This is a genomic window from Mucilaginibacter sp. (assembly GCF_025359345.1).
GTDB lineage: Bacteria > Bacteroidota > Bacteroidia > Sphingobacteriales > Sphingobacteriaceae > Mucilaginibacter.
This window is the reverse complement of the sequence record NZ_JANYGQ010000020.1, coordinates 193,839-211,858: the sequence shown is the minus strand read 5'-3', so window position 1 is coordinate 211,858 and position 18,020 is coordinate 193,839. Positions and strand designations below refer to the sequence as shown.

General features: G+C 41.6%; 20 protein-coding genes. 16 read left to right on the top strand and 4 right to left on the bottom strand.

What is annotated here, in order from left to right; translation table 11 throughout:
• Nucleotides 1-48: 48 nt before the first annotated feature.
• The 3 genes from Q0R52_RS12495 (at nucleotide 49) to Q0R52_RS12485 (ending at nucleotide 1,252) form a co-directional block, all read left to right on the top strand.
• A complete protein-coding gene (locus Q0R52_RS12495; RefSeq protein WP_295795002.1) occupies nucleotides 49-288 on the top strand; it encodes a hypothetical protein in 240 nt (79 codons plus the stop codon).
• A gap of 151 nt (nucleotides 289-439) precedes the next feature.
• Nucleotides 440-610 (top strand): hypothetical protein, encoded by a 171-nt coding sequence (locus Q0R52_RS12490; protein ID WP_295795000.1) that lies wholly within the window; start codon nucleotides 440-442, stop codon nucleotides 608-610.
• A 105-nt stretch (nucleotides 611-715) separates the two neighbouring features.
• Entirely contained in the window at nucleotides 716-1,252 is a 537-nt protein-coding gene (locus Q0R52_RS12485) for a pyridoxamine 5'-phosphate oxidase family protein (protein ID WP_295794999.1), read from the top strand.
• 89 nt (nucleotides 1,253-1,341) lie between these two features.
• On the opposite strand, the gene pyrF is transcribed toward Q0R52_RS12485, so the two are convergent.
• Nucleotides 1,342-2,172 carry an orotidine-5'-phosphate decarboxylase gene (gene pyrF, locus Q0R52_RS12480; protein WP_295795063.1) on the bottom strand — a complete coding sequence of 277 codons (831 nt, stop codon included), beginning with the start codon at nucleotides 2,170-2,172 and terminating at the stop codon, nucleotides 1,342-1,344.
• 408 nt (nucleotides 2,173-2,580) lie between these two features.
• Here pyrF and rho point away from each other — a divergent pair, with 408 nt between their 5' ends.
• From rho to purS, 3 genes are all read left to right on the top strand, one after another.
• On the top strand, nucleotides 2,581-4,206 hold the full coding sequence (rho, locus tag Q0R52_RS12475) for a transcription termination factor Rho (RefSeq protein WP_295794998.1): 1,626 nt from the start codon (nucleotides 2,581-2,583) through the stop codon (nucleotides 4,204-4,206).
• Between the two features lie 88 nt (nucleotides 4,207-4,294).
• Nucleotides 4,295-5,038 carry a CDP-diacylglycerol--serine O-phosphatidyltransferase gene (gene pssA / locus Q0R52_RS12470; RefSeq protein WP_295794997.1) on the top strand — a complete coding sequence of 248 codons (744 nt, stop codon included), beginning with the start codon at nucleotides 4,295-4,297 and terminating at the stop codon, nucleotides 5,036-5,038.
• Nucleotides 5,039-5,072: 34 nt separating this feature from the next.
• A complete protein-coding gene (gene purS, locus Q0R52_RS12465) occupies nucleotides 5,073-5,327 on the top strand; it encodes a phosphoribosylformylglycinamidine synthase subunit PurS (RefSeq protein ID WP_295794996.1) in 255 nt (84 codons plus the stop codon).
• Between the two features lie 95 nt (nucleotides 5,328-5,422).
• Here purS and Q0R52_RS12460 read toward each other — a convergent pair whose 3' ends face one another.
• Nucleotides 5,423-5,791, bottom strand: coding sequence for an Hpt domain-containing protein (locus tag Q0R52_RS12460; protein WP_295794995.1), 369 nt, complete (start codon nucleotides 5,789-5,791; stop codon nucleotides 5,423-5,425).
• Between the two features lie 23 nt (nucleotides 5,792-5,814).
• Nucleotides 5,815-6,294 (bottom strand): 2-amino-4-hydroxy-6-hydroxymethyldihydropteridine diphosphokinase, encoded by a 480-nt coding sequence (gene folK, locus Q0R52_RS12455; RefSeq protein ID WP_295794994.1) that lies wholly within the window; start codon nucleotides 6,292-6,294, stop codon nucleotides 5,815-5,817.
• A gap of 87 nt (nucleotides 6,295-6,381) precedes the next feature.
• Here folK and sppA point away from each other — a divergent pair, with 87 nt between their 5' ends.
• The 8 genes from sppA to Q0R52_RS12415 all read left to right on the top strand — a co-directional run bounded on the left by sppA (nucleotide 6,382) and on the right by Q0R52_RS12415 (nucleotide 14,436).
• Nucleotides 6,382-8,157 (top strand): signal peptide peptidase SppA, encoded by a 1,776-nt coding sequence (gene sppA / locus Q0R52_RS12450; RefSeq protein ID WP_295794993.1) that lies wholly within the window; start codon nucleotides 6,382-6,384, stop codon nucleotides 8,155-8,157.
• Between the two features lie 74 nt (nucleotides 8,158-8,231).
• Nucleotides 8,232-9,917, top strand: a complete 1,686-nt coding sequence (locus tag Q0R52_RS12445) for a DNA polymerase/3'-5' exonuclease PolX (RefSeq protein ID WP_295794992.1) — start codon at nucleotides 8,232-8,234, stop codon at nucleotides 9,915-9,917.
• Between the two features lie 77 nt (nucleotides 9,918-9,994).
• Nucleotides 9,995-10,975: a D-glycero-beta-D-manno-heptose-7-phosphate kinase gene (rfaE1, locus tag Q0R52_RS12440; RefSeq protein WP_295794991.1), complete on the top strand. Its 981-nt coding sequence runs from the start codon at nucleotides 9,995-9,997 to the stop codon at nucleotides 10,973-10,975.
• 131 nt (nucleotides 10,976-11,106) lie between these two features.
• Complete coding sequence (gene gmhA, locus Q0R52_RS12435) at nucleotides 11,107-11,661, top strand: D-sedoheptulose 7-phosphate isomerase (RefSeq protein WP_295794990.1); 555 nt, start codon at nucleotides 11,107-11,109, stop codon at nucleotides 11,659-11,661.
• Between the two features lie 3 nt (nucleotides 11,662-11,664).
• Nucleotides 11,665-12,168 carry a D-glycero-beta-D-manno-heptose 1-phosphate adenylyltransferase gene (gene rfaE2, locus Q0R52_RS12430; protein ID WP_295794989.1) on the top strand — a complete coding sequence of 168 codons (504 nt, stop codon included), beginning with the start codon at nucleotides 11,665-11,667 and terminating at the stop codon, nucleotides 12,166-12,168.
• Between the two features lies 1 nt (nucleotide 12,169).
• Nucleotides 12,170-12,775 (top strand): DUF4254 domain-containing protein, encoded by a 606-nt coding sequence (locus Q0R52_RS12425; protein ID WP_295794988.1) that lies wholly within the window; start codon nucleotides 12,170-12,172, stop codon nucleotides 12,773-12,775.
• Nucleotides 12,776-13,807 carry a glycosyltransferase family 9 protein gene (locus Q0R52_RS12420; RefSeq protein WP_295794987.1) on the top strand — a complete coding sequence of 344 codons (1,032 nt, stop codon included), beginning with the start codon at nucleotides 12,776-12,778 and terminating at the stop codon, nucleotides 13,805-13,807.
• A 152-nt stretch (nucleotides 13,808-13,959) separates the two neighbouring features.
• A complete protein-coding gene (locus Q0R52_RS12415) occupies nucleotides 13,960-14,436 on the top strand; it encodes a histidine phosphatase family protein (protein WP_295794986.1) in 477 nt (158 codons plus the stop codon).
• A 133-nt stretch (nucleotides 14,437-14,569) separates the two neighbouring features.
• On the opposite strand, the gene dprA is transcribed toward Q0R52_RS12415, so the two are convergent.
• The gene (dprA, locus tag Q0R52_RS12410) at nucleotides 14,570-15,670 is read right to left on the bottom strand and encodes a DNA-processing protein DprA (RefSeq protein ID WP_295794985.1); all 1,101 of its coding nucleotides are present in this window, start codon (nucleotides 15,668-15,670) and stop codon (nucleotides 14,570-14,572) included.
• 156 nt (nucleotides 15,671-15,826) lie between these two features.
• Here dprA and Q0R52_RS12405 point away from each other — a divergent pair, with 156 nt between their 5' ends.
• A complete protein-coding gene (locus Q0R52_RS12405; protein ID WP_295794984.1) occupies nucleotides 15,827-16,204 on the top strand; it encodes a BlaI/MecI/CopY family transcriptional regulator in 378 nt (125 codons plus the stop codon).
• Nucleotides 16,201-17,853 (top strand): TonB family protein, encoded by a 1,653-nt coding sequence (locus Q0R52_RS12400; RefSeq protein WP_295794983.1) that lies wholly within the window; start codon nucleotides 16,201-16,203, stop codon nucleotides 17,851-17,853. The genes Q0R52_RS12405 and Q0R52_RS12400 overlap by 4 nt, the downstream gene beginning before the upstream one ends.
• Nucleotides 17,854-18,020 lie beyond the last annotated feature (167 nt).

The following is an 18,020-nucleotide window of genomic DNA, read 5'->3' as shown; positions in this document are numbered from 1 at the left end:
ATTTACAAATCAAAATAAATATTAAAAGAAATTTGTAATTTTGATATTATGACAACGCTGACGGTAAATATCGACAATAAAAAATCCGAAAAAGCAGTAAAGGCTGTTTTAGATGCACTTGGTTTGAGTTATAATGTAGAAGCAACTCCAGCAGATACGGACCGGCCCTTAAATAAATCCGAACAACGACTTTATAACAACCTTAAGAAATCGTTTGAAGAAATCAGGTTACATCAGGAAGGTAAAATTGAGTTAAAAGACGCCAGGACTTTACTTAATGAGTTATAATGTCAAAGTCTCGGCGTTGTTCGACAACGAATTTAAACGAATAGCTAAAAAGCACAAGGCCATCAAGGGTGACCTCGCAAAACTTATTGACTAGTTAGAAAAAAATCCGACGAAAGGAATACATCTTGGACAAAATGTTTACAAAATCAGGATGGCCATTTCCGGTACAAATAAAGGAAAGTCAGGTGGTGCAAGGGTAATTACATGTGTGTTGTTGGTTAAAGAGGTGGTATATCTTTCCGAAATTTACCTTAAAAATGAATTTGACACAGTGGAAGCCGGTGCAGTAATAAAACGACTGAAAGATATTGGTTCAATCTAAGTCATTCCCTACAACCACATGTTTTATCAATTAAATTAATTTCCTTAAACAATAGTTTTGGCGATTGGTTATTATTAGTACATCACCAATTAAAAACATTTTGTTATGGACAGCATTAACCAACAACAACCCGAGGAAAACGCCAAAGACCTTAATGGCGCTGAAGCCATTGAAAAAATTAGAGAACTGGCCTACAAAACTAAAACCTGCTTTTTTTGCACCAATATTAAAACCGGCATTCCGCTTACCACCAGGCCAATGGCAGTACAGCAAATTGACGACGACGGCAACTTTTGGTTTTTGAGCTCAAACGACAGCCATAAAAACGACGAAGTATCGCACGACCCTTTTGTACATCTCCTGTTCCAGGGCTCGGCACATTCCGATTTCCTGAATATTTATGGCATTGCATCGGTTAACGAAGATAAAGGGAAAATCAAAGAGCTTTGGGAACCCATCATGAAAACCTGGTTTACCGAAGGCGAAGACGACCCGCGCATTTCCATAATAAAGGTTGAACCTATCGAAGGTTATTACTGGGATAACAAACACGGAAACACGATTGCCTTTGCAAAAATGCTGGTCGGTGCCGCTATCGGACAAACATTGGACGATTCTATCGAAGGTAAGCTGGAAGTATAACGAGGAAGACGCAATAAATCAAGAGTCAAGAAACAAGAGAAAAAAGTATTAACTTCTTGACTCTTGCCTCTTGACTTCTTGTGTCTTTTTTAAATCACCCCCGCCTTCTCCAGCTCCACCTGCATCTCCTGCTGAATTTTCATCGCTTCGGCCCTTGCCGCTTCGGCAAAGTCCTTCCCGTTTGAGGCGTATATAATTGAACGTGATGCATTTACTATCAGCCCGCAGTCCTTATTCATCCCATAGTGGCAAACCTCAGCCAGGTTACCGCCTTGTGCGCCTACACCGGGTACCAGCAGGAAGTTATCGGGTGCATATTTGCGAATGTTGGTAAACTCTGTGCTTTTAGTAGCACCTACTACATACATGATGCGGTCGGCATTTGCCCAGGTATTGGCTTTTTGTATCACAGCTTCGTATAAAAAACCATGTTCAGTGGTTAAGTACTGAAAATCTTTACTGCCCGCGGATGACGTTAGCGCCAAAATAATCACCCACTTATCTTTATATTCGAGGTAAGGCGATACCGCATCGTGCCCCATATAAGGCGATAACGTTATCGCATCAAAACTCATCCCCGCCGCAGCCTCGTCAAAAAAGGCTTTGGCATACATGCCTGATGTATTGCCCATGTCGCCCCGTTTGGCGTCGATAATATTTAAGCATTCTTTAGGCAGGTACTTCCAGGTGGCAATTAAACTTTGCAGACCTTTTACACCATGTTTTTCATAAAATGCTGCGTTTGGCTTATAGGAGACACATAAATCGTGCGTGGCATCAATAATCCGTTTGTTAAATTCGAATATCGGGTCGGGATATTCTGTTAAAAATTCTGGAATTTTTTCAATATCCGTATCAAGCCCTACACATAAAAATGATTTTTTACGTTTTATCTGTTCTATGAGGTATTGGCGCGATATCATGAGCGGTGTTTTACTTTTGAATGCCCAAAAAAACTAAAATTTAGTTGAAGTGTTGGCCAATAAAGTATATTTTTTTAAATAGTTTGATAATTTAAATTAAATGACTAAAATTGCAGTGTTTTCCGTTGAATTTTTCTTGCACTAAAGAAACAATTTAAAACTCCACGTTATTTTATTAAATTATTTACATGGGTTTAGATGTTGCAAAACAAGTTGCATAGTTAATATTTTCGTAATAAAAACATCTCCGTTTAATAAAGTATAAAAAGAATTTGTTAATACATTAAAGCCCGTTACCGGGCAAATAGCTTAATTGCCGGGTAAGACATCACGACTCCATAGTACTATTGAAGATAAATACGACTACAAAAATTATTAAAATCCCTTTGAATTATAATTCATAATATGTTTGATACAAACGAATTGAACGATAAACTCGTTTCTGAGTTACGCGAAATTGCCAAAAATTTAGGTATTGCAGAAGCCGACGAACTTAGAAAAGCTGCCCTTGTAACGAGGATTGTTGAACAGGAACAACTAATTGAAGCAGCCCGCGCACAGGCTGATACCGTTGCCAGCAATTATGCTGCTGTACTGCCCCCTACCCCTGCCGCCGAAGCCGGCGAAAAAACACGCAAACGCATCCGAGTAGTAAAAAACAGCAATACCCCACGAGTTGAGGTCCCGCTTGATGATACCAACCTTTTTGATATGCCTGATGACGAGGCACCTGTTGACGAATCTGAAGACGGCAATACTACGCCTATAATGCCGGCAGTATCGGCATCAAGATCAGACGAAGGCGAGCCAAAGGACGAAGAAACTGTGACCGAAGGCCGCCCGCAAAAATTTGAGCGCCGTGTAAATAACCAAACCACCCAGCAAAAAAGCCAGGAACCTGCTATCAACCTTGATTTTGATAACGTAATAGTAAACGAAGGTGTACTTGAAATTATGCCTGATGGTTATGGCTTTTTACGCTCATCGGATTATAACTACCTGACTTCTCCTGATGATATTTATGTATCACAGTCGCAAATAAAATTATTCGGCCTTAAAACCGGCGATACCGTTCGCGGTAGCATCCGCCCGCCAAAAGAAGGTGAAAAATACTTCCCGCTAGTTCGTGTTGAAGCTATTAACGGCCGTATACCTGCCGAAGTACGCGACCGCGTACCTTTCGACCATTTAACGCCATTGTTTCCGTCCGAAAAACTGAGCCTGTTTACTGATGCTGGTAATTACTCTACCCGTATTATGGACTTGTTCTCGCCAATCGGTAAAGGGCAGCGCGGTTTAATTGTGGCGCAGCCAAAAACAGGTAAAACCATGTTGCTGAAGGATGTGGCCAACGCCATTGCCAAAAACCACCCGGAAGTTTACCTGATTATATTACTGATTGACGAACGCCCGGAAGAGGTAACCGATATGGCCCGCAGCGTACGCGCCGAAGTAGTATCATCAACATTTGATGAGCCTGCCGAGCGCCACGTAAAAATTGCCAATATTGTACTGGAGAAAGCAAAACGCATGGTTGAATGTGGTCACGATGTGGTAATCCTGCTTGACTCTATCACCCGTTTAGCCCGTGCCTATAACACAGTTGCTCCTGCATCCGGTAAAATATTATCAGGTGGTGTTGATGCAAATGCATTACACAAACCTAAGCGCTTCTTCGGCGCCGCGCGTAACATCGAAGATGGCGGTTCATTAACCATTATTGCTACAGCATTGACAGAAACCGGTTCGAAAATGGACGAGGTTATTTTTGAAGAGTTTAAAGGTACCGGTAACATGGAGCTGCAATTGGATAGAAAATTGTCCAACAAACGCATATTCCCTGCTATTGATATCACGGCTTCGAGTACCCGCCGCGACGATTTGCTGCTTGACCGCGAAACGTTACAACGGATCTGGATATTACGTAATCACCTGGCTGACATGAACTCACAGGAATCGATGGAATTTTTACAGGCCCAGATAAGGGGCACAAAAACAAACGAAGAGTTTTTGATTTCGATGAATTCGTAATAAATTAAAATTTGTGAAGTTATATTAGCAGAAAGTTAATGGTAAACTTCATATTTATTTAATAAAATGTTGATACCTTCATACCGGAATGAAGAATCGTCTTAAAAAACACTTGCCGAATGCTATTACCTGTGCAAACCTCTTCAGCGGTTGCATAGGTATAGTTTTAGCCTTCAAGGGCGAGTTGATAGCTGCATCGTACGCCATATTTTTATCGGCCATATTTGATTTTTTTGACGGGCTCGCATCGCGGGTGCTCAAATCGTTTTCGGGCATAGGCAAAGATTTGGATTCGCTGGCTGATATGGTAAGCTTTGGCGTATTGCCTGCAGTAATAATGTACCAGTTGTTGCTGGAGGCCCGCCAGATAGATAATATCAGCCAATACTTAAACTTTATAGCGTTTTTAATACCCGTATTTTCGGCATTAAGGCTGGCGAAATTTAATGTGGATACCAGGCAAGCAGAAAATTTTATCGGGTTGCCTACACCGGCAAATGCTATCCTGATCGCCTCTTTCCCACTGATACTCGACCATCATAACAAATATTTTACCCCACCACTGCAGAACCCATGGGTGTTATCGGTGTTATGTGTCGTGATGTGTACTTTATTGGTTATCGAGGTACCCATGATGTCGTTAAAATTCAAAAACCGCGATTTTAACCAAAATATTTCGCGTTATTTATTACTGTTGTTCTCGGCAATACTCATTCTATTTTTTAAATTTGCGGCAGTTCCGGCGGTGATATTGTTTTATATCACTTTATCACTTATCCAGTTCAAATTTTTGAGCGCGAGCATGATGAATACCGCCCAAAAAGAAAGTTAAGACACCGTAACCGGTAAATTTTAAACAAACACTGATGAAAAAATTCCAGGCCGAAATTGACGTAATGCCAAAAAAAGAAATACTCGACCCTCAAGGTAAAGCCGTAACCGGTAGCATGAAAAACCTGGGTTTAGCCGAAATTCAAAATGTACGTATTGGCAAACACATCACTTTGGAAATTGATGCAGAAAACAAAGAAGCTGCAAGCAGCAAAGTTGACACCGCCTGCAAAAGCCTGCTAGCTAATTTAATAATGGAAAGCTATAGCTTTAGTATAACTGAAGTGTAGTTTGGTGTAGAGATTAGTTGAATGGACAAATTTCTAATTCCGCAATCGGCATCCCGAATTTCGCATTGCTAATCTCTAATTCCAACCGCTGGTCTCTATTCCTTAGAAGCCCTTATCGTTGCCAGCCTGTCTAGGTTTGGGATAATAAGACTTTTCACGTCGTTGAATTTCGATATCAATAGACTTTCTTCGGGGGCGCCGTTCTTGGCCATTATTTCAACTTCCTGTATAGTGGCCTGGCTTATGGGCATACCGAAGAAACCAAGATTGGGTTTCAGTTTATGTGCAGCCTGTGCTGCAAGGGTCCAATCCTTGTTGTCAATAGCCGTGGTAATGGTTTGCAGCAAATCAGGGGTTTGCTGCAGGAACATATCTATGGATTCTACAATAAATTCGTCACTGCCGTCGGCAATTTCAAATAAAAACGATAGGTCCAGGTCATGCTCGGGGAATATATATGACATATCTTGGTTTATATTTTCCAAAATTATAACTTTTTTACAATCAAGCTATCTTTAAGGTTATTTTTCACGTCTAAGATAGTCTTTTTTAATAAAGGGTGAAGCAGGCCGGGCGCTATTTCTGCAAGGGGTTCCAATGTAAAGCGCCTATTGTGTAATTCGGGATGTGGAACCTGCAGGTTCTTATCGTCTATTATTTCATCACCATAAAAAAGTATATCGATATCAATTGTGCGTGAGCCCCACTTCTCTTCACGTTTACGACCCAGCATAAGTTCAATATCCAGTATTTTACGCAGTAATTCAGATGCCGGGACTTCCGTCTCCAACATTACAACCTGGTTTAAATAGTCGGGCGCATCGGTTTTTCCCCATGATTGTGTTTCGTATATTGATGATGTTTTTGCAACCGGGGCGAAGTGGGTACCAATCAGTTCAATTGCCTGTTGCAGATACAGCTGCCTGTTGCCCAGGTTGCTGCCGAGAAGTAAAAAAACCCTATTCATGTTGTAACAAATATTATGGATATCACTCTTAATATTATACGATATCGAATTGCTAAGTTTGCATAGATAAAAGATTTATAACATTTAATGAAACAATTCTTCAAATTTGTCTTCGCCAGTATGGTGGGTTTTATTTTAGCAGGTGTGGTGTTGCTGATTATTGTTATCGGCATAATAGCGGGCCTGGTTGATGGCAACAGTGAAAAAACCGTTGATGTAACCCCAAACTCGGTGCTGCAAATAAAGCTAAACTACCCCATTACCGAGCGCACGCCACATAACCCTTTAGCAGCACTTGGCTTTTTAGGCGTGGAAGGCGAAAAAACCATGGGCCTTAATGACATACTTGCTAACATTAAAAAAGCAAAAAAAGACTCAAATATTAAAGGCATTTTTCTGGACGAGAGCATACTGCAAACCGGAGAAGCTACCACCGAAGAAATACGCAACGCACTTATCGACTTTAAAAAAACAGGTAAATTTATAGTTGCCTACTCCGAAATTTATACCCAGGGCTTCTACTACCTGGCATCGGTTGCCGATAAGGTATATATCAACCCTAAAGGCCTTTTTGATTTTAAAGGCTTTAATTCAAAAATCACTTTCCTGAAAGGCACTCTTGATAAATTAGGTATAGAGGCACAAATAATTAAGGTGGGCACCTATAAAAGCGCCGTTGAGCCTTTCTTTTTAACAAAAATGAGCGACGCCAACCGCTTGCAGGTAAACTCCTACCTTGGCTCGCTTTACGACCATTTTTTAACCGGGATAAGCCAAAGTCGCAAAATAAGCAAGGATTCGTTATTTGCCATAGCCAACGATTTGAAAATACGCGAACCTGAGGACGCCCTTAAATACCACTTGGTTGACGGCTTAAAATACAAGGATGAAATTTTAGATGATCTGAAAAAGCGTGCGGGAATTGATGCCGGCGACGATTTGAAAACCGTTGAATTAAGTGAGTACGGTACAAGCGAGTCGGCTAAAGAAGATAAAAAAGAAACTTCGAAAAACAATATTGCCATAGTATATGCATCGGGCGATATAGTTGGCGGCGAAGGCGACGATAATAGCATAGGCTCCGAACGAATTTCAAAAGCGTTGCGCAAAGCGCGTGAAGATGACAAAGTTAAAGCTGTGGTTTTCCGTATCAACTCACCGGGTGGCAGTTCCCTTGCTTCGGATGTGATGTGGCGCGAGGTTATGCTGACCAAAAAAGTTAAGCCAATAATCGTTTCCATGGGCGATGTGGCCGCGTCTGGCGGGTATTACATAGCCTGTGCTGCTGATTCGATAATTGCCGAACCCAATACCATTACTGGCTCCATAGGTATTTTTGCTGTGCTGCCCAATATGCAAAAGTTTTTTACCGACAAACTGGGTATGACTTTCGACGGTGTAAAAACCGGCAAATATGCTGACTTAGGCGATTTAACCAGGCCTTTATCACCCGAAGAAAAAGCAATTTTACAAAACCAGGTAAACCGCGGGTACGATAATTTTACAAAAGCTGTAGCCACTGGCCGCAACAAAACTCAGGCTTACATTAACAGTATCGGCCAGGGCCGCGTTTGGACCGGCGAACAAGCTGTAAAAATAGGCCTTGTGGACAGGTTGGGCAATATAAATGATGCCATAGCCTCTGCTGCAAAAAAGGCCCACATTAAAAAATACAACATTGTGGCCTACCCCGACCAAAAAAGCTTCCTGAATAAATTCGGCCTCGGCGGCGACCAGTTAAAAATGCACTTTGTGAAATCGGAACTGGGTGATAATTTTAAATACTACCAGCAGATAAAAGGAGTAACCATGATGATGCGCACCCCACAGGCGAGGATGCCTTATGACATTGAGATAAATTAAGTTTTAGTGATATTTTTATGGGAAAGCCGCCTGGTATTGGGCGGCTTTCGTATTTTTACACCCTCAATTAAATTATGGAAAATAAACCCATAGCCCGTAAGCTTCGCCTGCTCTCGCAATTGATGGAATTGCACGAGGAAAATCCGTTTAAGATAAAATCATTGGCTAATGCTGCTTTTAAGGTTGATAAGCTGCATTTCCCGGCTGCAGGGAAGACCTTTGCCGAGCTTGAAAAAGTCGATGGCATTGGTAAAAGCACAGCCAGTAAAATTATCGAGCTACTTGAAAAAGGCACGATGACCGAATTGGACGATATGCTCGCCAAAACTCCGGAAGGAATTGTTGAGATGATGGGCATAAAAGGTATCGGCCCGAAAAAAGTGGCCATTATTTGGAAAGATCTGGGAATAGAGAACATTGGCGAGCTTTATTATGCCTGTAACGAAAACCGCCTGGTTGAAGCAAAAGGCTTCGGACTTAAAACACAGGAAGACATACGGAATTTAATTGAATTTAACATGGCCAGCCATGGCAAATTCCTTTACGCCAAAGTTGAGCAGGAAGCTAAAGACTTTTTAGAACAGCTAAAGGGCATTTTTCCGGATGGGTTGATAGAGTTTGCAGGCGAGTTTCGCAGGTATTGCGAAATTATAAATAAGCTTATCATAGTATTAGGCTGCCGCGACCAGCAAATTGCATTTACTACGCTGGTACAATCTGAAGTAATGGGCGAGATAGAGCCGGATAAAAATCACGTAAAAGGAAAATTGGCTAATGGTTTAAAGGTTGAAGTGGTGTGTGTGGAGAAGCGTTACTTTTATAAAGAACTTTTTGAACAAACCGGCGACGACGAGCATGTTAAAGCCGTTTTAAGCAAAACCGTTGAACCGATTGACCAGCCCGAAAGCGAAGATTTAATTTACCGAAAATCAGGCCTTGAATATGTGCAACCTGAGTTACGCGAAGGCACGACGTTTATAGAACGGGCCGAAACAAATAAACTTCCGCAGCTGGTAAACCATGCCGATTTAAAAGGCACTCTGCACAACCACAGTACCTGGAGCGATGGCATAAACACCGTTGAAGAAATGGCGCTGTATTGCCGTGACGAACTAAAATTAGAATACTTAGGCATGTGCGACCATAGCAAAAGTGCATTTTACGCCAAGGGCCTGGCAATTGAGCGCGTTTTACAACAGCACGAAGAAATTGACCGCCTGAACAAAAAACTGAATGGATTCCATATATTTAAAGGTATCGAATCGGATATTTTGTACGATGGCTCACTGGATTACCCGGATGAGATTTTGAAAAAGTTTGATTTTATAGTGGCCTCGGTACACTCCATCCTGAAAATGGATGAAGAAAAAGCAACATCAAGGCTGATAAAAGCAATTGAAAACCCATATACCACCATATTGGGCCACCCTACCGGCCGCTTATTATTAAGCCGTAACGGTTACCCCATCAACTACAAAAAGGTGATAGATGCCTGTGCTGCCAACAATGTGGTGATTGAAATAAATGCCAATCCACTGCGCCTCGATTTGGATTGGCGCTGGCACCAATATGCGCTGGAAAAAGGTGTTTGGCTATCCATTAACCCAGACGCGCACCGCAAAGAAGGCTTTTTAGATATGTATTATGGCATACTGGTTGCCCGCAAAGGCGGCTTATATAAAGAAAGATGTTTAAATGCGTTATCATTGCAGGAAATTGGGAAGTTTTTTTCTCAAAAAACTTCAGTGATTAGAGGTTAGAGACGAGAGGTTAAAAAAAACCTTTGCAGCTGCCATGAACTATGAACCATCAACTATGAACTTTTCCCGATGAACCAATGAACCTAATAGATAGAGTACGTTCCATACAATCAACCGAAAAACAGCCTGCTATACTGGTTATTGGCGACTTGATGATTGACCATTACATTTGGGGAAATGCCACACGGTTATCGCCTGAGGCACCGGTGCCGATCGTAAACGTAAAAAATGAGTCGACTACGCTTGGTGGCGCAGGCAATGTTGTTCAAAACCTGGTTGCCCTGGGTGCAACTGTTACCGTTGCCGGGGTTATTGGGGATGACGCCACCGGCCTTCAGCTTATTGAAATACTGGAAAACGAAGGCGTAAAAACCAATACTATTATTAAAGATAGTGCACGGCCTACGACCATTAAAACCCGGGTTTTAGCCGGACGGCACCAATTAGTTAGAGTTGATCGTGAAATCACCGATCCCTTGTCGGCGGACTTGGAAAACGAACTGGCCGAGAAACTTACTTCGGTCATTGATAAGGCAGATATCATTATATTTTCCGATTATAACAAAGGTTTGTTTGCCCCGGCCCTTACACAACGCCTAATAAAGATTGCAGCCGTGCATCATAAGCAAGTAATTGTTGACCCTAAAGGTTTTAATTACGAAAAATACAAAGGCGCCTTTTTAATAAAACCCAACCGCAAAGAGTTGGCTGAGGCAGCTAAAACCGAATCGATAAAAAATATTGACGAGTTGCAGGAAGCGGCCAAAACCGTGTTTGCGCAAACCGAAACTGCGTACCTGGTGGTTACTCTTTCTGAAGAAGGAATGGCGATATTGACTCCGGAAAGCAGTAAATTATTATCGGTAAAGGCTACCGAGGTATTCGATGTTACTGGTGCCGGCGATACGGTAATAGCAGCCATTACTTATTTTTTAGCCCTTGGTTTTACGGTTGAAGAAGCCTGCGACCTGGCTAACCATGCTGCCGCCATAGTGATACGGCATGTAGGTAGTGCCACAACAACTATTGATGAAATTATTAAAGATATGGAGATTTAGTTCATTGGTTCACTTGTTCATTAGTTCATTGGTATATTTGCAAGCGAATTAAATATAAATCCGAATTGGAACTTATGAAATCTAAAATTTCTACAATTCCGAAATTGAAATTCCGAAATCCGAAATAAAGAATGGTTATTGAAGAACTTAAAGATCACCAACAACTTGTAAACAAGGTAATTGAACAGCTTAGCGGCGATATTGAAAAAGCCTGCGAAATGATTATTACTGCTATACAAAACGGCAACAAGGTTTTAACAGCGGGCAATGGCGGCAGCGCTGCCGATGCCCAGCATATTGCTGCCGAGCTAAGCGGACGCTTTGTGAAACACCGCAAAGCCCTACCCGGAATTGCTTTGACAACTGACACATCGGCCCTAACTGCCATTGCCAATGATTACGGGTACGACCATGTATTTTCGCGCCAGGTTGAGGCTTTGGCACAGCCCGGCGATTTATTTATAGGTATTTCAACAAGCGGCAATAGCCAGGGGATTTTAAATGCTTTTGAAACTGCTACAAAATTCGGCTGCAAAACCCTGGGCCTTTCGGGCCGGGATGGCGGAAAAATGAACGGTATTTGCGATTTAAATGTGATAATACCATCGGATATCACTGCCCGCATACAGGAAATGCATATTTTGATTGGGCATATATTGTGTAAAGCGGTTGACGATTTATTTTAACTGATGAGAGCCGACTTAGAAAAAACGCTTTTAGATAAAATACAGCCTTTAGCCCGGTTGAAAGCCACGGTTACTGCCTGGCAGAAAGACGGCAAAAAGGTAGTATTTACCAACGGTGTTTTCGATTTATTGCACTTAGGCCATGTTACTTACCTAGCGAAAGCCGCCGAATTGGGCGACAAACTGATAATCGGCTTAAATGCAGATAGCTCTGTAAGGCGGATAAAAGGCGAAGACCGGCCAATAAACGACCAAAACAATCGAGCAGCCTTGTTGGCCTCGCTGTTTTTTGTAGATGGCGTGGTACTATTTGAAGAAGATACACCACTTAATTTGATAAGTACTTTACTACCCGACATACTGGTTAAAGGCGCAGATTATACTATAGACAATATTGTTGGCGCCAAAGAAGTTATTGCTAACGGCGGCGAGGTTAAAACTATTACTTTTGTTGAGGGCTATTCCTCAACATCTATTATTAACAAAATAAAGGCACAAGCACGGTAAAATGATAAGCGGACTTTGTAACAAGGTATTTTTAAAGGCGATATATGATTATCATTTATATGATGATATCAACGCGAGGTATGAAAACCCTTACGAAGTGGGTTCGTTTGAAAATTTATTATTCACCAAATGCTGGATAGACACAGCCCAATGGCACATGGAGGATGAAATTCGAAATCCATCCATCGACCCGGTTGTTGCCCTGAAATGGAAACGCCGCATCGATAAATCCAACCAGGAGCGCACTGATTTAGTAGAAGAAATTGACAGCTATTTTTTAGATAAGTACAAAGATGTTAAGCCGCTGCCTACTGCGCGGATAAATACAGAAAGCCCTGCCTGGGCTATCGACAGGCTATCAATACTGGCTCTGAAGATTTATCACATGCACGAGGAAACCCTAAGAAAAAACATTAGCGATGCTGATTCGGCTCAGCGTAAGACAAAACTTGGCATTCTTTTGCAGCAACAAACAGACCTTTCAATAGCTATTGACGAACTGATTGACGATATACAACGTGGTGAAAAATACATGAAGGTTTACCGCCAGATGAAAATGTATAACGACCCCGAGCTTAACCCCGTTTTGTATAACAGCAAAAAATAAATGCCAGAAGCAAAGCATATACTGGTATTCCGTTTTTCGGCCATGGGCGATGTGGCTATGACGGTGCCGGTTATAAAAGCAGTGCTAAGTCAAAATCCCGAACTAGAAATAACATTTGTTTCCCGACCTGACTTTGAAGGATTTTTTAAGAATATCCCCCGTCTAAATTATTTCGCTGCCGATTTAATTTTGGGGTATAAAGGGTTCACCGGTGTGCTTAAGCTATTTCGGACGCTGAAAAAAATGTCAAACTTTGATGCTGTTGCCGATTTGCATGACAATTTACGTTCGAAAATATTAAGAAAAATGTTCCGGGTTTCGGGCGTACCTTATGTATACATCGATAAAGGAAGGGACGAAAAAAAGCTTTTGACCCGCTTTCCAAACAAGGTTTTAAAACCGCTCAAACTCACCACAGAACGTTATGCCGATGTTTTCAGAGGGTTAGGATTGCAAATAGAACTTCAGCATCAGCTTAAAAAAAATCGACAACCATTAACCGGCGATATTATTAAACTAACCGGCGACAAGGCAAATTCATGGATCGGCATTGCCCCTTTTGCCAAACATAAAGGCAAAATTTATCCGCTGGAGCGAACGGAAGAGGTTATTAAGCAGTTAGATAATAAAAATGTAAAACTGTTTTTATTTGGCGGCTCATTGCTGGAAGAAGAGATTTGCCTGCAATGGGAGCAAAAATATCCGGCCGCTACCTCGCTGGTACGCCGCTTAACTATAGAACAGGAACTTTCGCTGATCAGCAACCTTGATGTAATGATGAGTATGGATTCGGCAGGAATGCACCTGGCTTCGCTTGAGGGAGTGCCGGTAGTTTCGGTTTGGGGGGCAACACACCATTATGCAGGTTTTTTAGGCTACGGGCAATCGGAAAACAACATAATTGCAGACGATATTGAATGCCGGCCATGCTCTGTTTATGGAAATAGGCCCTGTTTCAGAAAGGATTATGCATGCCTTTATAACATTGAACCCGAAACTATTGTTGCCAAACTAAGCGAATTTATCAACTAAGTGCAGCCGCCGTTAAGCCGACACCCGTTTATTTTTATTAAAACAATTTATATCAAAATAACCTTCATTTAAATATCAATTAAACGTTAATTTGCAGCGTTTTTATTAGATACAAGTGGATGGGCCGCGAGGCTGGTTAAATTAAAATCGCCATGAAAAAATTACTATTGGTAAGACATGCAAAGGCCGAAAAGGATACCGGGGGCAAGGATTTCGACAGGCCTTTAAAGTACATCGGCATGCAGGACGCGGGTTTTATGGCTGATCGTTTGAAAGAGAAATTAATAGTACCTGAATATATTGTAGCCAGCCCCGCATTGCGCACCCTTACGACGGCTGAAATATTTGCCGACCACTTAGGCTTACCTGCTCCCACCACCAACAAGTCAATTTTTGAAGCGAGCGAAAAAACCCTTTTAAAAATAATTAACGATCTGCCAGACAAATACGACTTCGTAGCCCTTGTTGGTCATAACCCAGGCATAGCTTACATACTGCAATATTTAACCGGTGCTGCCATGGAGGTTCACACCAGCGCGGTTGCAGTAATTGATTTTGAAATAGATGATTGGGCATCAATTAGCAAAGGCCTGGGTACGCTTGCTTATTTTAGCTGGCCGAACGGGTGAAAAATCATTTAGTCACTATGTCATTGAGTCATTAACGAATTGTTCGTCAGCATTCCCAACGAAAAATATCAAATTCTGACTACCTTACACTCTCAAAATTTCAATGACCCAATGACCCAATGACCTAACCTATTCACGAAAGGCAATACATCTTCCCCGGCAAGCCTCTTATATAACCCTGCATTTCCATATTCAATAAATTCATGGCCAGTTTGCTGGTCGGCATATTTGTTTTTATTGATAAGTCGTCAATAGCAAGCGGAGTTTTATTTTCACGTAAAAGATTAATTATCAGGCTTTCATCCTGCGTAAGGTCAAATGGCAAAATAAACTGCTCGATTGAAGCTTTCGCTGTATCACCTTGCTCCCAGCCCAGGCTGAAAGCTAAATCAGCTGCGCAGGTGAGCAGTTGCGCCTTATTGTTACGGATCAAAAAATTGCAGCCTTCAGAATATTCATCGCCCAGCCTGCCCGGGAAGGCAAATACATCACGGTTGTAGGAGTTGGCAATTTCGGCAGTAATTAACGCGCCGCCTTTTATCCCTGCTTCAACCACTATAGTAGCATCAGCCATACCGGCCACTATACGGTTACGCTGTGGAAAATTCTCACGGTCTGGCATAGTACCTGAAGGGTATTCGGACAACAAGCCACCGTTTTCCAGCATTTTATCGGCAGTAGCCCGATTCTGGCTTGGGTACATCCTATCCAGTCCATGACCAACTACGCCAACAGTGGGTACGTTATGTTTTAAGCACTCTTTATGAGCAGCCACATCAATACCGAGCGCTAAGCCGCTAACCACCAAAACATTTAGTTGCTGCAACTCTTCAATCAACTGCCGGCATAGCTGTTTACCATATTCAGTAGCATTACGTGTACCAACAATACTTACCACATGTTCGGCATTTAAATCTGCATTGCCCTTTGCGTATAGTAATACAGGTGAATCATTGCAATTTTTTAAGCGCTTGGGGTACCTGTTATCGGTGTAAAATATAACGTCGATACCATTCTTATCAATAAATTTTAGCTCCTGCTCGGCTTTCTTCAATGCAACGTCAAAGTCAAGCTGGCTGACGGTCTTCTCTCCTATTCCCGGCACCTTCAACAATTTGCCTTTTGGTGCTTTAAATATTTGTTCGGCCCCGCCGAAATGTGCGGTTAATGATTTGGCCAATGTTGGGCCGATGTTTTTTACAAATGTTAAGGCAACCTGGTGAAGTAACGACATAATCTGATGCCTTGCTGTATGTTATTTTATTGCGAGGCTTTATCGCCCTAAAATATAAAAATCCTAACAATTTTAGCAAAAAATAAAAAACTATAAAAATAGTTTGCAAACTATAAAAATAGTTCTACCTTTACTCAACTATAAAAATAGTTTGCTATGAACATTAAAGAACTTACAAAAGCCGAGGAGCAGGTGATGCAAATACTGTGGCAGCTAAAAGAGGCCATTGTGAAAGACATTATTGAGGAAATGCCTGACCCAAAACCAGCCTATAACACTGTGTCGACAGTAGTGAGGGTTTTGGAAGGCAAAGGATTTATCGACCATAAAGCCTACGGCAACTCGCATGTTTACTTCCCTGCCATCAGCGAAGATGTTTACAAAAAATTCACTTTTGATAAGATGATGAAAAACTATTTCAGCAATTCCTACAAAAGCCTGGTGTCTTTTATTGTCGACGAAAAAAACCTGGATGTAAAGGAGCTCGATGAGCTTACCAAACTGATTGACAACCTAAAAAACAAAAAATCATGAATTGGCTGCATTACCTGTTGGAAGCGAATATTTACCTGGGGGTATTTTATGCGCTGTATTTTTTACTGCTCGATAGGGAAACGTATTACAAATTGAACCGGGCCTATTTGTTATGCACGCCTGTTTTATCATACATTATCCCGTTGGTGCAAGTGGGCTGGTTAAAATCATACGAAGACGGCGGCAAAGTACTAGCAACTATTGTATACAATCCGCACCTCCATCAGAACGTTGCGACTCCAACGTATTTTACATGGCAAAATGTGCTTGTAATTGGATACGTAACCGGCGCAGTGGTAATGCTGACCCTGTTTGCTTTAAAAATTTCTCAACTTTTAAAATTAACACGAACACAACAAAGCCTGCTGCATAATAAGTATAAACTTGTTAAAGTCGAGGATGCAAACACTGCGTTTTCCTTTTTCAACTATGTATTTATCGGTACCAATGTATCCGGCGCTGATACCATGATAAGGCATGAGCTGGTTCACATCGATCAAAAACACTCTGTAGATATCGTTTTTTTGGAACTGGTGAAAATCATCAACTGGTTTAATCCTTTCATCTACCTGTTGCAACGCAGCCTTAAAACCGTGCATGAGTATATTGCTGATGAGCAAACCGCCGCTTATGAAAACGACACCCTCACCTACTCTTCGTTTTTGGTGAGCAATGCTTATGGCTTAAGTGGGTCGTCTATCTCAAATTCATTTTTCAATTATAATTTACTAAAAAAGAGGATCATTATGTTAAACCAAAAACGTTCGGGTAATTTAGCAAGGCTAAAGTACCTCGCTGCCCTGCCGGTATGCGCCGGCTTGCTATGTGCATCAACCTTAGGGTTCAGTAAAACCTATGGGCTGATTGACCTGGTGCCGCAAAAAACAACAGATACAATTAAAAAATTGAAACTGGTTGATGTTAAACCTTCAAAAAACAAAACAAAAGTTAAAAGAGCGCCCAACGTTACATTTAAAGATACCCTCTACGGGCAAAAAGAGATAGCCATTAAAGACGCCCCTGCATCAGCAGAAGAAATAACTATTGACCCGGTTAGGCCAAACGGCAAGCAGACTAAAAATGCCGACTTGAAGTTGGATGATGCGGCCCCCATTAAGATAATTGTCAAGGACAGCAAAAGTGCTGGTTTGAAGTTGGCTGATGCGGGCCCAATTAGGATAAAGGGCAAACTTGTTAAAAGTGCTGATGTAAAGATCGATGCACCACAACCCGCGCCGGTAATGCTAAAATTGCAGAAAATGCCACCGCCGCCAATGGAACCAATTCCACCTGTATCGAAAGATTTCGAGAATTTATTCAATTCTATGCGGAAAACTATAAGATATCCTGCATTGGCCCGCGAAGGTAACATTGTAGGAAGCGTAGTTGTTAAATTCAATGTGAATTATAACCATAATATAAGTGATGTAGTTGTGCTGAAGGGTGTCGGGAATGGATGCGATGAAGAAGTCGTTAGGGCTGTAAAAGCTTTTACAGGCTCGGTGGAAGCAAAATCCGGCAACTATAAAATGGCTGTGAGTTTTGCTTTAGATGGAATTGAAGCACCCAAACCAGCAAGCGAAAAGTTGTTCAAAGATCCATCATTTGCAGGCGAGGTTGTTGTAGTTGGATATCCTACAAAAAAATAACATCAATCTTCCATAGCGAAGAACCAATTGCTGACCGGCCAAAAACCGTCGCGGCAATTTGTTGTATATGACAGATTACACTGATTGAAACTCAATGATTACACCGATTTGTACACTGTAATGAAAAATGATAACTATCGCGCCTCTTAAAGAATCAGCGAAATCAA

What these genes read in the sequence shown, in the direction of transcription:
- folK (WP_295794994.1), bottom strand. Translation starts at nt 6,294, where the DNA reads ATGAATAGGGTTTTTTTACTTCTCGGCAGCAACCTGGGCAACAGGCAG.
- gmhA (WP_295794990.1), top strand. Translation starts at nt 11,107, where the DNA reads ATGGTTATTGAAGAACTTAAAGATCACCAACAACTTGTAAACAAGGTA.
- Q0R52_RS12425 (WP_295794988.1), top strand. Translation starts at nt 12,170, where the DNA reads ATGATAAGCGGACTTTGTAACAAGGTATTTTTAAAGGCGATATATGAT.
- pssA (WP_295794997.1), top strand. Translation starts at nt 4,295, where the DNA reads ATGAAGAATCGTCTTAAAAAACACTTGCCGAATGCTATTACCTGTGCA.
- Q0R52_RS12405 (WP_295794984.1), top strand. Translation starts at nt 15,827, where the DNA reads ATGAACATTAAAGAACTTACAAAAGCCGAGGAGCAGGTGATGCAAATA.
- Q0R52_RS12400 (WP_295794983.1), top strand. Translation starts at nt 16,201, where the DNA reads ATGAATTGGCTGCATTACCTGTTGGAAGCGAATATTTACCTGGGGGTA.
- Q0R52_RS12485 (WP_295794999.1), top strand. Translation starts at nt 716, where the DNA reads ATGGACAGCATTAACCAACAACAACCCGAGGAAAACGCCAAAGACCTT.
- sppA (WP_295794993.1), top strand. Translation starts at nt 6,382, where the DNA reads ATGAAACAATTCTTCAAATTTGTCTTCGCCAGTATGGTGGGTTTTATT.
- Q0R52_RS12445 (WP_295794992.1), top strand. Translation starts at nt 8,232, where the DNA reads ATGGAAAATAAACCCATAGCCCGTAAGCTTCGCCTGCTCTCGCAATTG.
- Q0R52_RS12495 (WP_295795002.1), top strand. Translation starts at nt 49, where the DNA reads ATGACAACGCTGACGGTAAATATCGACAATAAAAAATCCGAAAAAGCA.
- Q0R52_RS12415 (WP_295794986.1), top strand. Translation starts at nt 13,960, where the DNA reads ATGAAAAAATTACTATTGGTAAGACATGCAAAGGCCGAAAAGGATACC.
- dprA (WP_295794985.1), bottom strand. Translation starts at nt 15,670, where the DNA reads ATGTCGTTACTTCACCAGGTTGCCTTAACATTTGTAAAAAACATCGGC.
- purS (WP_295794996.1), top strand. Translation starts at nt 5,073, where the DNA reads ATGAAAAAATTCCAGGCCGAAATTGACGTAATGCCAAAAAAAGAAATA.
- rho (WP_295794998.1), top strand. Translation starts at nt 2,581, where the DNA reads ATGTTTGATACAAACGAATTGAACGATAAACTCGTTTCTGAGTTACGC.
- Q0R52_RS12490 (WP_295795000.1), top strand. Translation starts at nt 440, where the DNA reads ATGGCCATTTCCGGTACAAATAAAGGAAAGTCAGGTGGTGCAAGGGTA.
- rfaE1 (WP_295794991.1), top strand. Translation starts at nt 9,995, where the DNA reads ATGAACCTAATAGATAGAGTACGTTCCATACAATCAACCGAAAAACAG.
- Q0R52_RS12420 (WP_295794987.1), top strand. Translation starts at nt 12,776, where the DNA reads ATGCCAGAAGCAAAGCATATACTGGTATTCCGTTTTTCGGCCATGGGC.
- Q0R52_RS12460 (WP_295794995.1), bottom strand. Translation starts at nt 5,791, where the DNA reads ATGTCATATATATTCCCCGAGCATGACCTGGACCTATCGTTTTTATTT.
- rfaE2 (WP_295794989.1), top strand. Translation starts at nt 11,665, where the DNA reads ATGAGAGCCGACTTAGAAAAAACGCTTTTAGATAAAATACAGCCTTTA.